Source organism: Thalassospira sp. SM2505, assembly GCF_054901115.1.
In genome coordinates this window covers 3441927-3461520 of record NZ_CM142731.1, presented here as the reverse complement: position 1 = coordinate 3461520, position 19594 = coordinate 3441927, and the positions used below count along the sequence as shown (strand labels likewise).

The 19594-nt window shown below is 53.2% G+C and carries 21 protein-coding genes; 10 read left to right on the top strand and 11 right to left on the bottom strand.

From position 1 onward, the window contains the following. Positions 1–83: 83 nt before the first annotated feature. The 3 genes from ACTU44_RS16260 to ACTU44_RS16250 all read right to left on the bottom strand — a co-directional run bounded on the left by ACTU44_RS16260 (position 84) and on the right by ACTU44_RS16250 (position 2243). Positions 84–719, bottom strand: a complete 636-nt coding sequence (locus tag ACTU44_RS16260) for a CDP-alcohol phosphatidyltransferase family protein (protein ID WP_114098443.1) — start codon at positions 717–719, stop codon at positions 84–86. Between the two features lie 105 nt (positions 720–824). Further along, complete coding sequence (locus ACTU44_RS16255) at positions 825–1760, bottom strand: glucosaminidase domain-containing protein (RefSeq protein ID WP_462095933.1); 936 nt, start codon at positions 1758–1760, stop codon at positions 825–827. Positions 1761–1889: 129 nt separating this feature from the next. Then, positions 1890–2243, bottom strand: coding sequence for an aspartate/glutamate racemase family protein (locus ACTU44_RS16250; RefSeq protein ID WP_181850271.1), 354 nt, complete (start codon positions 2241–2243; stop codon positions 1890–1892). Between ACTU44_RS16250 and ACTU44_RS16245 the strand changes: the two genes are divergently transcribed. Continuing rightward, the gene (locus ACTU44_RS16245) at positions 2227–2682 is read left to right on the top strand and encodes a TRAP transporter large permease subunit (protein ID WP_462095932.1); all 456 of its coding nucleotides are present in this window, start codon (positions 2227–2229) and stop codon (positions 2680–2682) included. The genes ACTU44_RS16250 and ACTU44_RS16245 overlap by 17 nt on opposite strands. Positions 2683–2750: 68 nt before the next feature. On the opposite strand, the gene ACTU44_RS16240 is transcribed toward ACTU44_RS16245, so the two are convergent. From ACTU44_RS16240 to cysD, 3 genes are all read right to left on the bottom strand, one after another. After that, positions 2751–3470: a GNAT family N-acetyltransferase gene (locus tag ACTU44_RS16240; protein ID WP_462095931.1), complete on the bottom strand. Its 720-nt coding sequence runs from the start codon at positions 3468–3470 to the stop codon at positions 2751–2753. A 278-nt stretch (positions 3471–3748) separates the two neighbouring features. Then, positions 3749–5668 carry a sulfate adenylyltransferase subunit CysN gene (gene cysN, locus ACTU44_RS16235; RefSeq protein ID WP_114098438.1) on the bottom strand — a complete coding sequence of 640 codons (1920 nt, stop codon included), beginning with the start codon at positions 5666–5668 and terminating at the stop codon, positions 3749–3751. Next, positions 5668–6561 (bottom strand): sulfate adenylyltransferase subunit CysD, encoded by an 894-nt coding sequence (cysD, locus tag ACTU44_RS16230; RefSeq protein WP_258548718.1) that lies wholly within the window; start codon positions 6559–6561, stop codon positions 5668–5670. Before cysD ends, cysN begins: the two co-directional genes overlap by 1 nt. A 347-nt stretch (positions 6562–6908) precedes the next feature. On the opposite strand from cysD, the gene ACTU44_RS16225 reads away from it, so the two are divergent. From ACTU44_RS16225 to ACTU44_RS16205, 5 genes are all read left to right on the top strand, one after another. Then, positions 6909–7718, top strand: coding sequence for a hypothetical protein (locus ACTU44_RS16225; RefSeq protein WP_462095930.1), 810 nt, complete (start codon positions 6909–6911; stop codon positions 7716–7718). Between the two features lies 1 nt (position 7719). Then, entirely contained in the window at positions 7720–8556 is an 837-nt protein-coding gene (locus ACTU44_RS16220) for a hypothetical protein (RefSeq protein ID WP_462095929.1), read from the top strand. An 8-nt stretch (positions 8557–8564) separates the two neighbouring features. Then, complete coding sequence (locus tag ACTU44_RS16215; RefSeq protein WP_462095928.1) at positions 8565–9404, top strand: hypothetical protein; 840 nt, start codon at positions 8565–8567, stop codon at positions 9402–9404. Between the two features lie 153 nt (positions 9405–9557). Then, positions 9558–10376 carry a hypothetical protein gene (locus ACTU44_RS16210; protein WP_462095927.1) on the top strand — a complete coding sequence of 273 codons (819 nt, stop codon included), beginning with the start codon at positions 9558–9560 and terminating at the stop codon, positions 10374–10376. A 156-nt stretch (positions 10377–10532) separates the two neighbouring features. Then, positions 10533–11750, top strand: coding sequence for an aminotransferase-like domain-containing protein (locus ACTU44_RS16205; protein WP_462095926.1), 1218 nt, complete (start codon positions 10533–10535; stop codon positions 11748–11750). 92 nt (positions 11751–11842) lie between these two features. On the opposite strand, the gene ACTU44_RS16200 is transcribed toward ACTU44_RS16205, so the two are convergent. Genes ACTU44_RS16200 through ACTU44_RS16190 form a run of 3 tightly spaced genes read right to left on the bottom strand, consistent with a single transcriptional unit; the run spans position 11843 to position 14345 of the window. Then, a complete protein-coding gene (locus tag ACTU44_RS16200) occupies positions 11843–11965 on the bottom strand; it encodes a DUF2474 domain-containing protein (protein ID WP_220150312.1) in 123 nt (40 codons plus the stop codon). Beyond that, positions 11965–12957 (bottom strand): cytochrome d ubiquinol oxidase subunit II, encoded by a 993-nt coding sequence (gene cydB, locus ACTU44_RS16195; RefSeq protein ID WP_443082643.1) that lies wholly within the window; start codon positions 12955–12957, stop codon positions 11965–11967. Before cydB ends, ACTU44_RS16200 begins: the two co-directional genes overlap by 1 nt. Positions 12958–12959: 2 nt before the next feature. Beyond that, complete coding sequence (locus tag ACTU44_RS16190; protein ID WP_114098430.1) at positions 12960–14345, bottom strand: cytochrome ubiquinol oxidase subunit I; 1386 nt, start codon at positions 14343–14345, stop codon at positions 12960–12962. Positions 14346–14722: 377 nt separating this feature from the next. On the opposite strand from ACTU44_RS16190, the gene ACTU44_RS16185 reads away from it, so the two are divergent. Together ACTU44_RS16185 and ACTU44_RS16180 are read left to right on the top strand one after the other, a co-directional pair. Further along, the gene (locus ACTU44_RS16185; protein WP_462095925.1) at positions 14723–15562 is read left to right on the top strand and encodes a hypothetical protein; all 840 of its coding nucleotides are present in this window, start codon (positions 14723–14725) and stop codon (positions 15560–15562) included. An 81-nt stretch (positions 15563–15643) separates the two neighbouring features. Then, positions 15644–16576, top strand: a complete 933-nt coding sequence (locus ACTU44_RS16180; RefSeq protein WP_462095924.1) for a hypothetical protein — start codon at positions 15644–15646, stop codon at positions 16574–16576. Positions 16577–16610: 34 nt separating this feature from the next. Here ACTU44_RS16180 and ACTU44_RS16175 read toward each other — a convergent pair whose 3' ends face one another. Further along, entirely contained in the window at positions 16611–17504 is an 894-nt protein-coding gene (locus ACTU44_RS16175) for a LysR family transcriptional regulator (RefSeq protein WP_462095923.1), read from the bottom strand. A gap of 109 nt (positions 17505–17613) precedes the next feature. Here ACTU44_RS16175 and ACTU44_RS16170 point away from each other — a divergent pair, with 109 nt between their 5' ends. Next, complete coding sequence (locus ACTU44_RS16170; protein WP_462095922.1) at positions 17614–18621, top strand: YeiH family protein; 1008 nt, start codon at positions 17614–17616, stop codon at positions 18619–18621. 2 nt (positions 18622–18623) lie between these two features. On the opposite strand, the gene ACTU44_RS16165 is transcribed toward ACTU44_RS16170, so the two are convergent. Beyond that, positions 18624–19160 carry a winged helix-turn-helix transcriptional regulator gene (locus ACTU44_RS16165; RefSeq protein WP_336082471.1) on the bottom strand — a complete coding sequence of 179 codons (537 nt, stop codon included), beginning with the start codon at positions 19158–19160 and terminating at the stop codon, positions 18624–18626. 40 nt (positions 19161–19200) lie between these two features. Between ACTU44_RS16165 and ACTU44_RS16160 the strand changes: the two genes are divergently transcribed. Next, complete coding sequence (locus ACTU44_RS16160; protein ID WP_336082473.1) at positions 19201–19575, top strand: VOC family protein; 375 nt, start codon at positions 19201–19203, stop codon at positions 19573–19575. Positions 19576–19594 lie beyond the last annotated feature (19 nt).

Here is a 19594-nt window from a genome sequence, read left to right as displayed (position 1 = left end):
GGTCGGTAATGCATCATGGTGTCATGACAGCGATATGGTTTTGAACCAAAGATGTTTCAAGACGTTGAGGCGGATCACAGACCTTATCCGAAGTCCCGACGGGCCTGCAATACGCGCCCGAATGTCGTCATCAGGCAAAGCACACCAAAGATCGCTGCGATTTGGGGAAACCAGTGTGGAAAGACGCAAATCAGGCACAGGACAAGGATGGTTTCACTGCCTTCTGTAATGCCGGTCAGGAAATAGAAGCTCTTCTTGCCCTGCCTGTCATGATTGCGGTTTTGCTTGGCGGCAATGATGGCATAGGCCAGAAAACTCGACCCCGTACCGACAAAGCAAAAAATCAGGAAGGCCGCCATTAATGCGTGTTCGGGGCGTCCGATGGCAAAGCCCAGAATAATCCCCGAATAAAACAGGAAGTCAGAAACGATGTCATAATATCCGCCAAGATCGCTTTCCTGGGTTTTGGCGCCGGGATGGCGGGATCGCGGGGCGGCATGGCGGGCAACCGCACCATCCAGTCCATCCATTATTCTTGATGCCAGGATCAGGACAAGCGCGGCATAATCAAGCTTAAAGGCCAGACAAGCAGCACCGAGAAACCCCAGTACAAAACCAAATCCGGTGATCATGTTTGGTGTAATACCCGTCCCGGACAGGGTTCTGGCAACCACAATGAGCGGCTTGTCGATCAGGGGGCGCAGGCGAGCGTCAAACATTGTGATATCATCCGGTTAGCGTGTTTCTTGCCGACTATAGTTCTGCTACCGGATAATTCAAAATCACCAGTTCGTCAGAAGGTTTGAAATCCTGTTGGAAGGCGGTCATTCGCCTTGCGGGATCAGGTGATAATAGGGATTGTCTTCAAGAACAGCCTCATCGGCATGGGCCAGATTGTTCTGTCTGATGACGGCCTGGATTTCCTTGATATAGACGTTGCCGCGTTCTGAATAACGGGTCAGCGTTTCGGCAAGTGACGTTCCCGAAAGCGGTTCATTGCGTTTGATCATGCCTGCGCGCATATCGCGAAATTCCACGTAGGCCGAACCGGTATTGAGATTGATCATATAGGCCCGGACCGAGCCGAACGGTGTTTTGAAAGCCGCGATCTTATAGTCACCAAGATGGCTTCTCTGTTGTTCCGGGGTGATCCCTTCACCGTCATAGGTCCATTGTCCGAACAGCGCGTTCCCCTCGGCCGCGAAGCGTGATGTTCCCCAGCCGCTTTCGATTGCCATTTGCGCCATGGCAAGGGACGGCGGGACGGGGGCGATCCGCTTTTGCAATTCAGCAATGGTTGCCGGATCATCAGGTGCTGTATTGACGCGATATTGACCGGCCAGTTCGGCAATGACAGCGGTGTCGTTATTGGCAATCGCATCGCTGAGTGCTTTTTGCTGAAAGGCGATTTCTTCGTTTGCCAGCAAGGTCAGCGGACCAAGGGTACGGAAAAATGTGCGTTTTTTTGCTGTGACCGTAAGCTGGTCGGCGATTTCATCACGCCATTGGCCGGGAATGGTTTGTAAGAACAGGCGCGGAATAATCCGTTCCCCGGCATTCCATGATTCCGGTGTATAGCCCAGATCATCAAAGAAGCTGGCAAGTTGTTTATAGCTGTGCAGCTCGACCCGGATGATATCATCGTCCGTGGGGATCGGAAGGGTGATGTCGGCCTTGGCAAGGCCCGGCAGGGCTATGATGATCATGATGGCCATTCTGGCCCGGTCGACAAGAGACCGGAACAAGCTGTTGCGGGGCATGATGGTTCTTTCCTGATCCGTTGCGGCGGCGCGCCGGGACGATTTGAACCTATCATGTTTTGTTCCGGGAATGGATTTCTAAATCAACCCATGGCTGTGTTCTGGCCGGGCGGAATTTGATCCGGGGCATCAAGGCGCATCAAGCTGTCGTGTGTCGTGGCTGGGGGCGGATTTCTCGTTCCATAACTGTTCGACCAGCCGGACGGCGCAATCCACGCCTTCGAGTATGGGGGCCGGGCTTTCATTTTCGAGCTGCTGTTTCATGCCTGCGGTGACTGCACCGCCAAGAATGACGATTTCCGCACCGTCATTCCTAACGGCTTGACGGATCAGTTTCCGAAAGGCTGTAACCGTACCTGAAAAATCCGCATGAGCCCCGAGAACGCCCTGGTTTGCAAAGCTGACGGGGGCATTTTCCGGGCGGGACTTTTTTGAAAGCCTGATGTCGGCAACCCGAACCACATGCATGATTGTTTTGATCATTCTGGGGGCTGCGTTTCTGTCAGTTGGAATGGCATTTACCGGCATTCCGGTGGCCCTGACCAACTGGATCAACGAAATGGGCATGTCGCCTTACATGCTGATTGTTGTCCTGACACTGATCTATATCGTTCTTGGATGTTTCCTTGAGGGCACATCCATGATCGTTCTGACGTCGTCCGTAGCCTTGCCAATGATCCAGAGTGCCGGGCTTGATCCGATCTGGTTTGGTATCTATCTGGTTCTGGTTGTTGAGATGTCGCAGATTACGCCGCCGGTCGGTTTTAACCTGTTTGTTCTTCAAAGCATGAGTGGTCGTGACATTCTGACCATTACCAAGGCCTCTCTGCCTTTCTTTTTCCTGATGCTGTTTGGTTTGGTGCTTATTACTGTGTGGCCGGAAATCGCGACTTTCCTGCCAAGTATGATGATCAATCGTTAAATCGGTAAAGCCGACAAACCCCGCATATGCGGGGTTTGTCGGCATAAGACCATGCGAGGAGCCCCGGATCACGAGACAGGGTGCATCAGGGCCTGAAGTGAATGGCGTTGGGTGCCATTTTCATCGAAGTTATCGGGCGACAGCCAGGCTTCAAACCCGGCCCGAACAGCTGGCCATTCTTCATCGGTGATCGAAAACCAGGCGGTGTCGCGGTTGCGTCCCTTATAGACCATGTGATTGCGGAAGGTGCCTTCATAGGTAAAGCCGTATCGGGCGGCGGCGGCGCGAGAGGGGGCGTTCTGATCGTCGCATTTCCACTCATAGCGGCGATAGCCCAGTTCATCAAAGGCACGCTTCATCATCAGATACATCGCCTCGGTCCCGCCGATGGTTTTGGACAGGGCCGGGGCATAATTGATATTGCCGACTTCAATCACGCCATTGGCTGTATCGATCCGCATGAAGGCGGCCACACCGACCGCCATATTGGTCGATTTGTCGATGATGGCATGCAGAATCGGGTCGCTATTGGCTACCATGCCCTCAAGCCAGGCGCGGTAAGCGTCAAAATCATCAAAGGCATGTGTCCAGAGATAGGTAAAACGCGATCCGTCGGCAGCCGCATTGTTGGCGTCAAACAGTTGACGGGCGTCGCGCGCAACGTTGACCGGGCTGACAATCACATGTTGACCGGTCATGTCACTGCGTGGGGGCAGCTTGCATCCGGTCCAGTTCTCAACCGGATGACCAACCGGTTTGCCAAAATTATCCTTGTAAGGTGAACTCATGAAACATCCTTGTTCGTCAGGGTTATAGATCAAGAATGGTTAAATTGGTCCCTGATTCCAGTGCCAGTTCTGTAAATGTGATGGTGCCAATATCGATTTTGATGTCAGGTAAATTTCAGGCGGCCGTTTGAGGTGGCCGCCTGTCATATTGATCGAACTGGTGGGGCATTGTTGAGTGACTGGTTTGGATTGAAGCTTTGTATTTGAAGCAAGAAACCCCGGCATCGTCATATGCCGGGGTTTCTTGCGGCTGATCTGTTGAGGGATCAGATCAGGGATCAGATTTCAGGATACCAGGCACCCAGAACGCCGAACTCTTCAAGCTTGGCGACGATTGCCTCAGCTGCTTCTTCAGCGCTCTGGTCTGAAGTATTCACCACGATCTCGGCATTTTCCGGACGCTCATAGGGGCTGGAAATGCCGGTAAAGTTGGCGATCTCGCCCGCACGGGCCTTCTTGTACAGGCCCTTGACGTCGCGCTGTTCACAGACTTCAAGCGGGGTATCGATAAAGACTTCGATGAACTCGTCCTTGCCAACCAGACTGCGCGCCAGCTGGCGCTCGCTTCGGAATGGCGAGATAAAGGAGACCAGCGTGATCACGCCGGCATCGACAAACAGCTTGGCGGTTTCACCAACGCGGCGAATGTTTTCGACGCGATCAGCATCAGTAAAGCCAAGATCCTTGTTCAGGCCGTGACGGACATTGTCACCATCAAGGGTGTAGGTATGCTTGCCAAGCGCATGGAGCTTTTTCTCCACCAGGTTGGCCACGGTTGATTTCCCTGCACCCGATAGGCCGGTAAACCACAGAATGACCGATTTCTGGCCTTTCTGATAGGCGCGCGCCTGTTTGTTGATGTCCATTTCCTGCCATTTGATATTGGTCGCACGGCGAAGGGAATGGTTGACCATGCCTGCACCAACGGTCGCGTTGGTAAAGCGGTCAATGATGATGAAACGACCGGAGTGACGGTTGTCATCGTAGGGATCAAAGGCAAGTGCCTTGTCGGTCGAGATATTGGCAATCCCGACTTCATTGAGTTCAAGCGTCTTGCCCGCCACATGTTCAAGCGTATTGACATTGACCTTGTACTTCAGGTCGCTGATCTGTGCGTTGGTGACCTGTGCGCCCATTTTAATAATATAGGGACGACCGGGCAGAAGGTGATCTTCATGCATCCAGATGATGCGTGCTTCAAACTGATCAGCAAAGTCCGGTTTGGCCTCAACAGGGGCCAGAACGTCGCCGCGCGAGATGTCGATTTCGTCTTCAAGGGTCAGCGTGATCGCCTGACCGGCAATGGCTTCTTCAAGGTTACCATCAAAGGTGACGATATCCTTGACCTTGCTGGTCTGACCCGATGCGGTGACGACAATCTCGTCACCCGGCTTGACCCGGCCCGATGAAATGGTGCCGGAAAAGCCACGGAAATCAAGGTTGGGGCGGTTGACCCACTGGACCGGAAGGCGGAACGGTTTGTTGATCGCATCCTGTTCGACCTGAACGGTCTCAAGATGGGCAAGCAGCGTCGGGCCGGAATACCAGGGCGTATTGGCGCTGGCTTCGATCATGTTGTCGCCTCGAAGGGCGGAAAGCGGGATCGCAGTGATCGAGCTGTAATTCAGCTGGGCGGCAAATTCCTGATAGGCGGCAACGATCTCGTCAAATTTGGTGCGATCATAATCGATCAGGTCCATCTTGTTGACGGCCAGAACCACGTGCTTGATCCCCAGAAGCGAGGTGATGAAGCTGTGACGGCGGGTCTGGGTCAGGATGCCTTTGCGCGCATCAATCAGGATCACCGCAACATCGGCGGTCGAGGCACCGGTTGCCATGTTGCGGGTATATTGTTCATGGCCCGGCGTATCGGCGACGATGAATTTGCGCTTGTCGGTCGAGAAGAAGCGATAGGCCACATCAATGGTGATGCCCTGTTCGCGTTCGGCCTGCAGACCATCAAGCAGCAGGGCAAAGTCAATCTCGCCGCCCTGTGTGCCAACCTTGCGGCTATCAGATTCAAGAGCGGCCAGCTGGTCTTCGAAAATCAGTTTGGAATCCCAAAGCAAACGCCCGATCAGGGTCGATTTGCCGTCATCCACGCTGCCGCAGGTGATGAAACGCAGAAGGCTTTTTTCTTCCTGCGATTTCAGGTAGCCGAGGATATCTTCGGCAATCAGGTCGGACTGGTGTGCCATCAGAAATACCCTTCCTGCTTTTTCTTCTCCATCGACCCGGCCTGGTCATGGTCAATCATACGGCCCTGACGTTCGCTTGAACGGGTCAGAAGCATTTCCTGGATAATGTCGGGCAGGGTGGCTGCCTCGGACTCAACGGCACCGGTCAGGGGATAGCAGCCCAGCGTTCTGAAACGCACCGACTTCATTTCCGGCTTTTCACCCGGATTAAGCGGCATACGGTCGTCATCAACCATGATCAGCATGCCATCGCGTTCGACCACCGGACGTTTTGCCGAATAATACAGCGGCACGATCGGGATCTGTTCGAGATAGATGTATTGCCAGATATCAAGCTCGGTCCAGTTGGAGATCGGGAAGGCACGGATGCTTTCGCCTTTATTGATCCGGGCGTTATAGATATCCCACAATTCCGGGCGCTGGTTTTTCGGATCCCAGCGATGGGTCTCGGTCCGGAACGAAAATACACGTTCCTTGGCGCGCGCCTTTTCCTCATCACGGCGGGCACCGCCAAAGGCCGCATCGAACTTGTATTTGTTCAGCGCCTGTTTAAGCGATTCCGTCTTCATAACGTCTGTATGCAGGCTGGACCCATGGGTGAAGGGGCCAATGCCGCGTTCAACACCGTCCTGATTGATATGAACAATCAGATCAAAGCCGTATTCCGCCGCCATCCGGTCGCGAAATTCGATCATCTCGCGGAACTTCCAGGTGGTATCGACATGCATCAGCGGGAAGGGGGGCGGTGCCGGATAAAACGCCTTGCGGGCGAGATGCAGCAGAACCGATGAATCCTTGCCGATGGAATAAAGCATCACCGGTCGTTCAAACGATGCCGCAACCTCGCGGATGATATGGATGCTCTCTGCCTCAAGCTGGCGGAGATGGGTCAGATTAGGCTGCATTCTCTTTCCTGACGGTATATCAACACAAATTTTTGTGTTTATAATTGTATTTCACTTAGCTTTGATGGGTAATATGGAATGCCCCGCAAAGCAAGTGTGATTTCTATTTTTACACAAAATTTTGTGGGCCAATTAATTTTCACACATTCATTGTGTTTAATTTATCGACAGCAATGATTAAAGCCAACAGTTAAGTCAGAACATGACAGGCGGGACCTGTTCATTGGGAGGGGCTTTGTCGCATGCGGATAGGTGTGACGAAAGTCACAGGAAGTCATGTTGCCCGCAAGTAGCATTAATTTGAGGGAACTCAATTTTGACGAGGCGGGGCAAAAATGAAATTCGATATTACAATCTGGGGAGAGGCAAGGGATGTAATCCGTAAAAACCTTGTCATATTCACAGTCGCTGTTGCGGCATTGCTGCTGGTCGATATTGCGATTTACGCATTGAAGCCAGAGGTGGAGTCACCCCAGTTGCCGACTTATATTGTCGGTGCATATCTGGCTATTGCATCCCATATGACCATTTTGCGTAATGTCAGTGGATTTACCGCCACAGGCGCACTCCCAAAATGGGCGTTCTTCAAATTCTGTATGCGCGGCTTGGCCATTGGCTTCCTAACGATGATCCCCGCACTCCTTGTCATGATTCCGCTTTTTGAAGTTCCGGAAATCAAAGCTGCAAGCCAGCAGGCTCAATATGTTCTTGTCTTTTCTGCTGTGCTTGCTTTTTACGGACTAGCAATGCTGATCGTCCTCAGTCTGGTCGGTACGTGGCTGCCGTCCGCACTTGTTGCCGATGGATCGTCGTTAAAGCGTGCCTTCGCGCGCGGGCGAAAAACCTTTGGCTATGTCACATCACGATTGATTGTCGGGCCGGGCGCAAACATCGTTTTGTTCTTTGCAACCCTGTTCCTTTTGCCCGGACAGTTTTCCGTGGCGACGCGGACCTACACCATTCAGGTAGGTGAACTGAAATTTGTTCCCTTTGATATTGTCATGAACGGACTGGGATATCTGGTCTGGGCAACCGGCATTGTTCTTGTGGCGGTGGTGCTGTCGCGTGCCTATCAACTGGGCGAGGCACGCTTGTCAGAAGCCAGCCTGCAGGACGCCGAACTCAAACAGATGGAGGTCATCTGAGATGGTACAGGAACAGGCTTCGGCGAAACCGGGCCAAAAGCAGCCAGGTATCTGGAAAACGAGCTTTGTCGCGCTTTCGCAATGTTGGGCTAATGTTGTAGTTGTCGCGGTTTCACTGATAGGGCTTGCCTTGTGGCAGTGGGCGGCACCCTTTTCCGGGCAGGTCTATGTCATCTTTGTGTTTGGGCTTGTCATCTCGGGGTATTTTGCGCTGTCCCTGTTTGTCTGGTTGCAAAATGGACATGCTGGCGTTTTCGCATTCAGGGAAATCGACAGGTCGCGGGTCCGGCTTTTTTCCGGGCGTTACCTTGCGCTCCAACTCCTTGATACCTTGCCTTCATCATTGGGCCTGTTTGTTCTGACCGGCCATTTCCTTATGTCGCCAGAAGACATGACCAAGGTTTCGAACCTGTCTGCCATCGGTATCACCAGCATCATTACCTTTTTGGTTCTCTGGATCGTTCTGGTGTTCTTTGCAACATTGCTGCCTGCCGCCCTTGCCGGGGATGGTAGCGGGGTTGGGCGTGCTATTGCGCGTGGCAGGAAGACTGTATGGTACGTTACCGGGCGGATTTTGCTTGGTCCGTTGCTGATGATGTTTTTGGGTTCGATGATTGTAAATCTGGTGCAGACCGCGGGTGGAGAGCCATTGATATCAAGTGAGGGTACGCTGGTCCTCAACACGACCTCGGTCATAACCATGGTCGTTAGCAGCCTTCAATATGTTATCGTTGCAGCCATGATTGTGGTGATCGTATCGCGTGCCTATCAGCGCGGCGAAAAGCGTTTAACAGAAGAAAAGAATATCGCTGAAAACCAATCGCTTGCATATGAATGACGTCGTGAATGGCGACAGATGATATGGCGCTACTGGCGATTAATACAGCTGGTATCTGGACTAAGAGCATTGAAGTGATCCGGGCGAACTGGCGTCGGTTCATGTTTCTTTGTGGCGCATTCGCTGTGATCCGATACTCTTTGCTCTATGTCGGCGGGGGTATGGTCGATCTGATCAATGCCGGTTTGGAATTCGCATTCGAATGTGCCGTTCTATATGTCACGTGCTTCTGGTTGATAACTGGAACCTCCAAGCTAGGAATGCGCAGCCTGCTGCGGTTTGTTCCGCGCTACTTATTTTTGAGCCTGCTGGTTTCTGTGCCGTCCATTCTTTACTTTCTGACTGTTGACGGGACGTTGATTTTAACCACAAGCGATATCAGGGATCTGGCAGGCGACAACACGTCTCTGGAGCATTCAATGACACTTGTCGGAGGTCTGATCAGGACGATCTTCGCCCTGATTGTGTTTCTGTTCGGGGCGACTTGGGTGCCTGCTGTCATATTGAAATTTGACAAGGGGCTGTTGCGGGCTGTCAAACGAGGATGGAGAACACTGGCCTTTGGCCTTATGGGGCTTTTGATTGGTCCGTTTCTGTTTTCACTGATTGTGGATGTGACGTATCTCTTGCTGGGCGACCTTTCGATAGGATTATTGGTCGAAACGGGTGGTGGGCTTACTCGGCTTCATCTTCTTTTCGTGTTGGGGGCATTGCTTGGTGCAGGCAAGTTACTGATTGTAAATGTTCTGCTTGGCACCGTTGCATCCCGGACCCTCATTCTCGGAGAAGAGCGGCTGCGCAAGGATCACATACCGGGCGAGGACGGGCTAGGTCTGTCGGCCCGATAACGCAATACCTTCGTCAGAACCCAGAATGTCGGGGCGGCGTGATGTCGTGACCGCGTTTTCGGGGCAAACCGGCAATCGCTATATAACCATGATTGAACAAGCGCCCTGTTCATCGCCATATACCGGTCTGTTGATGGAAAAGACGGGTGAGAGATGGGGGCCAAGATTACAGCGCACAACGACTTCAATGCCTGGATCCTTCAGGACGCATGGGACGTGTTCTGGCAATGCCGGTCTGTCATTGCGGCGGCGTTGCTGTGGATGGTTCTGTTTGCGGCATTCGATGCGATATTGCCGCGTTCGGGTGTGCTTGGCCCGGACGGGGCAATTTCTGTTTGGGGTGGAATCTGGTTCGTTGCCCGCTTTCTGATCGATGCGGTGGCCGTGGTCAGTGTTGCATTCTGTGCACATGTTTCCGTTCTGACCAGATTGGCCGGATGGTCCGCGTTTAGCATCATCGACCGCAGGGCTGCAGGAATGTTCTTTGCCGGTATGATGTTACTGGCACTGCTGATGGTGGTGATGATTCTGATCTATCAGCTGTTTCTTGTCCCCGATATTCTGCGGTTGTTAGTGAGCAATGATGACGCGGAAGCCAATACCGGGGGGCTCGGGATTGGTGCTGTCGTTGTGATGGCTTTTCTGTGTCTGGTTGCGGTGGCAGCCACATGGGGTGGAGCCGTGATTTGTGGCGCTGACCCATCATTAGTCGCGACATGGTCCCGTGGAAAAGCAACATTCCGGTTCGTTCTTTGGCGGATGATTGCCGTCTTCCTTGTTCTGCCGGTGATCGCAGCGCTGTTCATACCTGTAACGGGGCAGGTGGTCGCGATTGTGCAGGCAATCGGAATTCCCGCTGATACCGGATTGCTGGTGATTTCAGCAATTTTCAACGGAGCAACGACATGCTTTGTCATTGTGCTGCTTTCGGTGATTTTTTCCCGCGCTTTTATCATCTCTTTGAAATCATGACGGAATCCCTTTAATGCGGGGTTTGCAAACTATCGGTGTGTTATGGGCTTGATGGGTAATTTTATTTCAAAATGTTTGTCGTTTGAAAAATAAACTTGATTTAGGTCAGTGTTGCTTGCCAAATAATGTCAAGAAGACTGACCTAATGAGGAAGCCATGACGATCCAATGGAACGAGATGATTGTGCCCGATGCCCGTGCGCTGCGTGCATCGGAAATTCGTGATTTGCTGAAAGTTGCTGAACGCCCGGAGATTATCTCGTTCGCGGGCGGGGTGCCTGATCCCGATCTTTTCCCGCTTGCTGATTTTCGCGACATGTTTGACGGCCTGACCAGCGACGAAACCGCGGGTCGACGCAGTCTTCAATATTCGATCAGCGAAGGTCTGCCGGGATTGCGGCAATGGATTGCCGATGATCTTGCCAAAAGTGGTGCGACCCGTGACATCGACAATATTCTGATTACCTGCGGGGCGCAGCAGGCCCTTGATATGATTGCGCGCCTGTTACTCGAACCCGGGCGCGAAATCGTTATGGAAAAGCCAAGCTATCTTGGCGCGATGCAGGCCTTTTCGATGCGCCGTCCCAACTATGTCGGCATCAATATGGATGAGGACGGCCCGGTCATTGCCGAACTTGATGCGGCCTTTGCGGCCGGTGCGCGCATTGCCTATCTGGCCCCGGATTTCCAGAACCCGACGGGTCGATCCTACACGCTTGATCGTCGCATGGCCGTTCTCGAAACGGCCCGCAAATATGGCGCGGTCATTCTTGAGGATGCGGCCTATTGCAAACTGTCATACGAAGGCGAAAGCCTGCCATCGCTTCTGGCTCTGGACGAGGTCGGCAGTGATCCCGATGCCGGAACGGTCATTCAGCTTGGCACTTTTTCCAAAACACTCGCCCCGGCCTTGCGGATTGGCTGGATCACAGCGCCGCGTCCGGTGATCCGTCAGCTGGTTTTGATGAAGCAGGCGGGTGATCTGCATGTGTCGACCATCAATCAGGAAATCGCGCTGCGTGCCGCAACCAAACTGTTTCCGGCCCATCTGGAAACGCTTCGCGATGCATATCGTGCAAAGCGTGATGCGATGCTGGGCGCTATGGATGAATTCATGCCCGATGATGTCAGTTACTCACGGCCCAAGGGCGGCATGTTTGTCTGGTTAACATTGCCCGAAAATATCGACAGCCGGGCGCTTCTGGTCGAGGCGATGGAAGATGCCAAGGTCGCCTTTGTCCCCGGTCAGGCATTTTTCTGTGACCAGTCGGGGCAAAATACTGCACGCTTCAGCTTTGCCACCGAAAAGCCCGAACGCATTCGCGCCGGGATCGAATGCCTTGCCGATCTGATCCGGCGCAAGGACAACCAGTAAGAGAAAACCCGGCAGCAGGGTGGGGGAATTTGCTGCCGGGTGCTGACGCCCCGCATCTCGGCGAGGCGTCATTTCAGGAGCCGCGATGTGCTTTATGCCTGACCCAACATGGCCTTAAGCAGCATGGCAGCAGTACCGATGACGACAATCCCGCCGACATAAAGCCCGACAAACCAAAGCAGACGTCTGGTTCTTTCCGATGTGATCCTGGGCATCAATGATACCCCTCGTCACTGACCTTGCCGCGGAACACCCAATAGGCATAAGCGGTATAGGCAAATATCACAGGAAGCAGGATCACGGCCCCGACCAGCATGAAGGAAAGGCTGTTGTCCGGGGCGGCGGCATCCCTGAACGTGATCATCGGCGGGACGATATTGGGATAAAGCGTGATGCCAAAACCAAGATAACACAGGAAAAAGATGGCAAGCGTAATGCCGAAAACCGTCTTTTCCCGATGTGAAACCGCCCGCCATAGCCAGATCAGAAGCCCGGCCGTGATCAAGGGGATCGGTGCCATGAATGCCAGATTGGGCATGTCAAACCAGCGGTCGGCATAGGCCGGGTTGATATAAGTGGTCATCAGCGACACCACAGCAAGATTTGCCGCCATCCAGATCACGGCGGGTTTGGCGAGACGGCGCAGATTGCCCTGAAAATCGCCTTCCATCTTCATGATCAGCCAGCCGGTGCCAAGCAGGGCATAGCCGACAATAACCGCCGTGGCGCAGAAGAATGAAAACGGACTGAGCCAGTCAAACGCGCCACCGACAAAGCGGCCATTTTCAACGGCAATGCCTTCGATAAAAGCGCCCAGCATCGCGCCCTGCATGGCGCTTGCAATGATTGATCCGGCAGAAAAGGCGATGTCCCAATGTTTCTGATGGTTCTGGCTTTTGAACCGGAACTCGAACGCCACGCCGCGAAACACAAGGGCAAGCAGCATGACAAAAACCGGAATGTAAAAGGCCGTCATCAGCAGGGAATAGGCTTTGGGGAAGGCGGCATAAAGCCCGCCGCCGCCCAGCACCAGCCAGGTTTCATTGCCATCCCAGATCGGCGCAACCGTATTCATCATGCGCCCGCGTTTCACCGGATCCTTGATGAAGGGAAACAGAATGCCGATGCCCAGATCAAAGCCATCGAGTGTGACATAGGCAAAGACCGCAACCGCGATCAAAAGAACCCAGATCAGTTGATAATCCATGATCATTCTCCTGCCTGCGGATTGTTATGTGCGGCCAGCTGGCGGCCACCGGCACGAAGGAATTCGCCGCTCGGGACATGGGCCTTGCGCGGATCATGGTTCATGGCGCGGATGATATAGGCCGTGCCAACCCCGAACACGATTGAATAGACCACGACAAAGGCCAGAAGCGATCCGGCAATTGCGGTGGCGGTGACCGGCGAGCCTGCTTCTGATGTGCGCATAAATCCATACACCACCCATGGCTGGCGTCCGATTTCGGTGGTGAACCAGCCCGCCAGAATGGCGACAAAGCCGCTTGGTCCCATGATCAGGGCAAAGCGATGCAGATATTTGCAGTCATAAAGCTTGTGCCGGAACCGGGCGATCAGGCTCGCAATGCCAAGCAATGCCATCAGGACGCCAACACCGACCATGATGCGGAAGGTCCAGAAGACGATGGTGGCATTCGGTCGGTCTTCGGGGGCAAAATCCTTAAGCCCCGTGATCTTGCCATCCCAGTCATGGGTCAGGATCATCGAGCCAAGCTTGGGAATTTCAATCGCGTACCGGGTTTCTTCGGCCTTCATATCGGGCAGGCCAAACAGGATCAGTGGCGCGCCATTTTGCGTTTCAAAATGGCCTTCCATTGCCGCGACCTTGGCCGGTTGATGTTCAAGAGTATTGAGCCCGTGCATATCGCCTGCCACGATCTGGATCGGGGCAACAATGGCCGCCATCCACATGGCCATGGAAAACATGATCCGTGCCGCCCGGTTTTCCCGATCACGCAGCAAATGCCATGCACCAACCGCACCCACCACAAAGGCGGTGGTCAGATAAGCCGCCAGAACCATGTGAACAAGGCGATAGGGGAAGCTTGGGTTAAAGATCGCATCAATCCAGCTGGTGACAACCGCCCGACCATTTTCGATGACAAAGCCATCAGGCGTCTGCATCCAGCTATTGGCCGACAAAATCCAGAAGGCCGAGAAAAGCGTGCCGACGGCAACCATGGTGGTGGCAAGGAAGTGAAGTTTTGGTCCGACCCGGTTCAGGCCAAACAGCATGATGCCAAGAAAACCTGCCTCAAGGAAAAAGGCGCTTAGAACTTCATAAGCCATCAGCGGGCCGATCACGCCGCCGGTGAATTCCGAAAACGGTCCCCAGTTGGTACCGAACTGATAGGACATCACAATCCCGGAAACCACACCCATGCCAAAGGCCAGTGCAAAGATCTTGAGCCAGAATTTGTACAGCGCAAGGTAGGTGTCATCACGGGTGCGCAGCCACTGCGCTTCAAGCACGAACAGGAAGCTCGCAAGCCCGATGGTGAATGACGGGAAAATGATGTGGAATGAAACGGTAAAGGCAAACTGTATGCGTGCCAATATTTCTGCATCAAGCATTGGCGTTGGTCCTTCTATCAGGCAAAGCCTTCCTGTTCGGCCACGCTTTTCGCTGCGTTGCGAAGTCGTTCATTGATTGACCTGATTGTGGAGAAAACCGACGATCAGGGGCCGTTCTGTGTAAGCTTTTCGATAGAAGCTTGTCCGAAATGCTGCATTGCGCATTCGCAATTTACATTTGTAATATTTTTAAAATGACGGTTGATGAGCCGATTGGCGACTTACCCCCCTACTCGAAGGAAGGATTGAGTATCAAAGGGATAGGTGTGATTTTCGTCATAGGTTGTAGCGGTTGGAAATTCTAAAACTTGATACCAATCGATTTTGAAAACCGAAAGATAAATGGTTAGGGGCAAACTTTGACAGAGAAAGCAACCATGAAGTTTCAAGAGAACTTGTGGGCCCAGAGTTTTGCCGATCTAAGGAGATTGATTTTCCCACTCTTGATAGTCGGTTTTGGTATTTCACTTGTGCAACTGGCTCAGCATCTGAAACTTCTGGCCTTCCTCGGAAATTGGCGGGACTTTTTCTACGAAGGGGCTGTTTGGGCAAGTTGGATTATCATTGGCTATGTGATCCAACGGAACGTGTTGGCTAATCGTCAAGCTGAATTCGATCTTCCTAAGGCGCGTATTGCGACAGGTATCAAATATTTCTGCGTTGTTGGCCTTATTGTTTTGGTTTCATCTATTCCCACGCAACTTGTATACAGCCTGCTCTTTCAGGCGTCTCTACACGCCGCTGCTCACCTCGCAATGGGCGGGATGGGAGGGGGCGGTATGATGATGGGAGCTCACCTGCTTGCTGGAATCGTTTTCCTGATCTGCTTTACCGTTACCGCCGGGTTTTTTGGTGCTTTTCTGCCTCATCTGGTTTTGGACGCCAAAATACCGTTGCTTCCTGCTCTTCGTCGCAGCTGTTCTGCATGGGGATATGTAGCGCCCAGGCTTGCAGGTCTGGTTATCTCGTTTGTTATCGTAAGGTTCTCTGCCACGTTGTTTTTCTTGTGGGCGCTACAACCAACGCCCATATACAAACCCTTCGGGCTCGATATCGCTTGGCAAGGTTTACTCATCGCCAACATCCAACTCTTCATCAAGGCTTATTTAGTTATTCTGCTGATCAACGTATGCACGCGCGCTTACTTTCTTAACGAACAGCACCAGAAAAACTCCGTGTCAATTGAGGAAGACAATCAGAAACTGATAACTCCGTAGAGCATATATTTTTCACGTGCCCCTAATCGCCGAAAATGTTTAGCGTATCTGGTCATAGCTTTCATGAAACAAGGCTAACTTGTGACTGACATAGAGCCTCAAAAACAACCGAAGAATTTCAACGATCCAAAGTTTGAGAATTGGATACTACGTGATGCGTGGAATGGGTTTTTCTACAACCTTCCAATCATCTTGCTAGCAATCATTGCTATGGTCGGGCTTGAATTCGTGCTTGCGAATTTCCAGCCTGCTCAAGTTGTCTCAGTCAGCAAAGATGGCTTCACACTGAGGGTTGAACAGCCCATGGGGCTGGTTGTTTTTCCTGTGGCTATTGCCTTCACAGTTCCTTTTGCTGTTTTGATGTACTCCGTGCACTCATTCATTCTCATTGGCGCTCCTTGCTGGTTTGCGTTTTCAAAGGAGAGCCGGGGGATGTTCTTCCCGTTTTTGAATCGCATGGTGATTATGGTGCTTGCCTTAACAGCGGAGATTGTATTCTGGCAGCATCTGCTGTGGGTAAATGTCTCGCAAGGGCTTGTCCAAGGAAGTCAAGAGCTACCCGTTTACATCGTTGCAATAGCAGCCGTGTCGATATTTGCGACGCTCGTTCTGGGTGTTCTGTTTGTGACTTGGCCCGTCTCGATAATGCAGGGCGGAAAAAGTTCGGCGCGACGCGCGTTAGCAAGAGGCAAGAAGACTTTCTGGTACATTGTCGGGAAAAATTTGTTGGTTTTGCCCGTATTATTGATCATTCAGTTGATAACTTTCTCTATTGCCACACCAATTATCAAGGGCATGATCTTGCAGTTGGGAGCCGGGGAATTTGCAGGAACCCCGGAAGAGAGGATCATTTTCTTTGTATGTTTGCGGGTCTTGGTGGCGTTCATAACTGCCTTCTGGTGTTGCGTTGAAGGAAGCATCATTTCACGCGGTCTGTTGATTGGGGAAGCACGATTGAATGGTTCATCGGGTAAGCTCGATACGGAAAAGGTATCGGTCAAGGGTAACGTCTAGTAATCGGCCAAACTCTGATGTCCGGTCTTCTTGGCTATGATGTAACCGCGAGGCACAACTTCTCCAGCGCCAGCGAACTTTGGGTTTGCTGGCGTTCCTTGTGACGCAAGACCATGAATTTGCGCGGCGGGATCGGGAAGCTTGCACGGGCCAGTCGGCCTTGGGCGATCAGGGAGCTGACGGCGAATTGCGAAACGGCGGTGGCCGCAAGTCCGGTTTCAACGGCGGTAATGACGGCCTCGTTGCTGGGCAGGACCAGTGCGGTTTTAAGCCGTGCCGGGTCAACACCAAGGTCGCGTAATGCATTTTCGAATTCCGATCTGGTGCCCGATCCGGCCTCGCGCAGGATCCAGTTGGTCTGGGTGACAAGGGCCTGTGCGGTCAAGGGCCTGCCATCGGCCCAGGGATGCTTGGGGCCGACCACAATCACCAGCGCATCTTCGGCAACTTCGCGTTTGGCAAGGGCAGGTTCGTCAATGTCGCCTTCGATAAAGCCGATGTCGGCCGCCCCGCCGCGTACCGCATCAGATACGGTCTTGGTGTTGCCAATGGTCAGATGGATTTCAATGCCGGGATATTGATCATGGAACTTCATCAGGAACGGTGGCAGCCAGTAACTGGCAATCGTTTGACTGGCATAAACATTCAAATCCCCGCGCTGCATCCCGCCAAGCTCGGCCAGTGTCAGTTCGGCAGCACGTGCGCGGGCCAGTGTTGATTTGGCTTCATCAAGGAACAAGCGCCCGGTCTGGGTCAGTTCGATCCGCCGTCCGACCCGGTTAAACAGCGCCACACCATAAAAACCTTCAAGGTTCTTGATCGCCGAGCTGACCGCCGAGGGAGTCAGACCAATTGCCTCGGCCGCGCGGGTCAGATGTTCGCGTTCGGCGACAGCAACAAAGATCTGCAATTGTTCAAGCGTCATCATGGCAAAGCTCAATCGTTCGATTTAATCGAATGAAATATGAGTTTTTATTAGATGGAAGTAAATGGTCTGGCGTGAGATTTTCCCGATGTGATCAAAACACAGGAAAATCATGTTTTTTAACGCCCGCATCAAACCGATCCTGCCAGGCCTTGCCGTGACATTGCTTGTCGCACTGGCTGCCAAGCTTGCCGAACATGCCGAGCGCGTGTTTTTCGGGCGTGGCTGGGTGGAAAGTCTGGTCTTTGCCATTCTGATCGGGGTGATGGTGCGATCGGTGTTTGGGTTGGCCCCGCGTTATTTTGCCGGTGTGCGGTTCTGCGGCAAGACAGTGCTTGAGATCGCGATTGTTTTGCTGGGCGGGTCGATCAGTGCGCAGGCCATCGGATCGGCGGGGGGCGGGCTGGTGGTTGCCATCGTGGCTGTGGTCTGTATCAGCCTGTTTGTCAGCTATCATATCGGTCGGGCCTTGGGATTGTCAGAGCATCTTTCAACGCTGGTGGCCTGTGGAAACTCGATTTGCGGCAATTCGGCGATAGCTGCGACCGCACCGGTGATCGAGGCCCGGTCCGATGATGTGGCGGCCTCAATTTCCTTTACCGCTGTGCTGGGTGTTCTATTTGTGTTTGTCCTGCCGCTGCTTCATGCCGGGCTTGGCTTGTCCGCTACCCAGTATGGCATTTTTTCGGGTCTTACCGTTTATGCGGTGCCACAGGTTCTTGCCGCAACCGCCCCGGCAGGCGCGCTTGCTGTGCAGGTGGGCACGCTGGTCAAGCTGATCCGGGTTTTGATGCTGGGACCGGTGATTTTTACCCTCGCACTGCTTGGCGGGCGGGCACGTGAAACCCGACTTCCGATTTCGCAGGTAGTGCCCTGGTTCATCATCGGATTTATCGTCATGATGATTGCGCGGTCATTCGGGCTTTTGCCGGAATTTGCGCTGGGCTCAATGAAAACCGCATCCTCCTTCCTGACGATCCTTGCCATGGCGGCATTGGGATTAAGTGTTGATATCCGCAATGTCATGCATGTGGGGGGCCGGGTTGTGATGGCGGCCCTGATGTCGCTGATCGTGCTGTGCATGTTAAGCGGTGCGGTGATCGTTATTCTGGGCGCCTGACCCTAAAGGCTTAGCCCAATCGCCCGATTGATAATCTTCCCGGTATTCACCGCCTGATAGGTTGGAAATGGGGTTCGTTGCGAGACATCAATCTCGCGGCGAAGCCACTCCCGCTCTTCGAGCATTCCCAGTGAATTGGAAAGAGCGCGATCGGTAATCGCCCCCAGACCGGACCTGATGGTGGAAAATCGAGAGGGGGCTTCTGTTAATGCCAGGATTGGGACGGGCCAGCTTCGTTTGACAAGATCAAACCCGTCCTCGTCCGGTGCGGCTTCGAGGATGCGGTGGGCCATCGCGGCAACGACCTTGCCTTGTTCCGTTAACCGGAATTCAGGCCGCAGCGGGTGGCCATGGCCCGGGTTTCTTTCAAGCAATCCCAGTTGGAACAGATGTTCCAGACTGGCGGCAAAGGAGCTGCGCGTCGCCGTGGTGGCCGCGATCAGGGGCGCTTGCCGCCCGGGGACGCCGGAATGCAACAGCGCAAGCGTTTTAAGGGACCAAGCTTTCGAAGTTAGCTTGACAAGCAGTGGTATATCCATAAATGATAGTTACTATATTTTTGCTACAAAGGAAAGTGTCATGTCTGTCGTTTCTTTGGATAACACCATCACGCTCGCCCTATCCGTGCGGGACCGTCATGCCAGTGCGCAATGGTATGAAAAGAACCTGGGGTTCCAGCTTCTCATGCATATCGACGAGGCTGGTTGGAGTGAAATGCAGACCAAGACCGAAGGCGTCACCCTTGGATTGGGTGAACAGATGGAGCCATCGCCGGGCAATATGGTTCCGGTGTTTGGCGTGGCAGACATTGCCGCTGCCCGAGCGGCCCTTGAGAAGGAAAACGTGAAGTTTGACGGGGATACCGAAACGATCGAGGGCATGGTCAGCACTGCGACATTCTATGATCCCGATGGCAATGCGTTGATGTTGGCGCAGGATTTGACCAAGTCGTAATGTCCCGGGGTATGGGGGC

Coding starts and splice junctions, on each gene's coding strand:
- ACTU44_RS16260 (WP_114098443.1), bottom strand. CDS start 719: ATGTTTGACGCTCGCCTGCGCCCCCTGATCGACAAGCCGCTCATTGTG.
- ACTU44_RS16255 (WP_462095933.1), bottom strand. CDS start 1,760: ATGCCCCGCAACAGCTTGTTCCGGTCTCTTGTCGACCGGGCCAGAATG.
- ACTU44_RS16245 (WP_462095932.1), top strand. CDS start 2,227: ATGATTGTTTTGATCATTCTGGGGGCTGCGTTTCTGTCAGTTGGAATG.
- ACTU44_RS16250 (WP_181850271.1), bottom strand. CDS start 2,243: ATGATCAAAACAATCATGCATGTGGTTCGGGTTGCCGACATCAGGCTT.
- ACTU44_RS16240 (WP_462095931.1), bottom strand. CDS start 3,470: ATGAGTTCACCTTACAAGGATAATTTTGGCAAACCGGTTGGTCATCCG.
- cysN (WP_114098438.1), bottom strand. CDS start 5,668: ATGGCACACCAGTCCGACCTGATTGCCGAAGATATCCTCGGCTACCTG.
- ACTU44_RS16225 (WP_462095930.1), top strand. CDS start 6,909: ATGAAATTCGATATTACAATCTGGGGAGAGGCAAGGGATGTAATCCGT.
- ACTU44_RS16220 (WP_462095929.1), top strand. CDS start 7,720: ATGGTACAGGAACAGGCTTCGGCGAAACCGGGCCAAAAGCAGCCAGGT.
- ACTU44_RS16215 (WP_462095928.1), top strand. CDS start 8,565: ATGGCGACAGATGATATGGCGCTACTGGCGATTAATACAGCTGGTATC.
- ACTU44_RS16210 (WP_462095927.1), top strand. CDS start 9,558: ATGGGGGCCAAGATTACAGCGCACAACGACTTCAATGCCTGGATCCTT.
- ACTU44_RS16205 (WP_462095926.1), top strand. CDS start 10,533: ATGACGATCCAATGGAACGAGATGATTGTGCCCGATGCCCGTGCGCTG.
- ACTU44_RS16200 (WP_220150312.1), bottom strand. CDS start 11,965: ATGCCCAGGATCACATCGGAAAGAACCAGACGTCTGCTTTGGTTTGTC.
- cydB (WP_443082643.1), bottom strand. CDS start 12,957: ATGGATTATCAACTGATCTGGGTTCTTTTGATCGCGGTTGCGGTCTTT.
- ACTU44_RS16190 (WP_114098430.1), bottom strand. CDS start 14,345: ATGCTTGATGCAGAAATATTGGCACGCATACAGTTTGCCTTTACCGTT.
- ACTU44_RS16185 (WP_462095925.1), top strand. CDS start 14,723: ATGAAGTTTCAAGAGAACTTGTGGGCCCAGAGTTTTGCCGATCTAAGG.
- ACTU44_RS16175 (WP_462095923.1), bottom strand. CDS start 17,504: ATGATGACGCTTGAACAATTGCAGATCTTTGTTGCTGTCGCCGAACGC.
- ACTU44_RS16170 (WP_462095922.1), top strand. CDS start 17,614: ATGTTTTTTAACGCCCGCATCAAACCGATCCTGCCAGGCCTTGCCGTG.
- ACTU44_RS16165 (WP_336082471.1), bottom strand. CDS start 19,160: ATGGATATACCACTGCTTGTCAAGCTAACTTCGAAAGCTTGGTCCCTT.
- ACTU44_RS16160 (WP_336082473.1), top strand. CDS start 19,201: ATGTCTGTCGTTTCTTTGGATAACACCATCACGCTCGCCCTATCCGTG.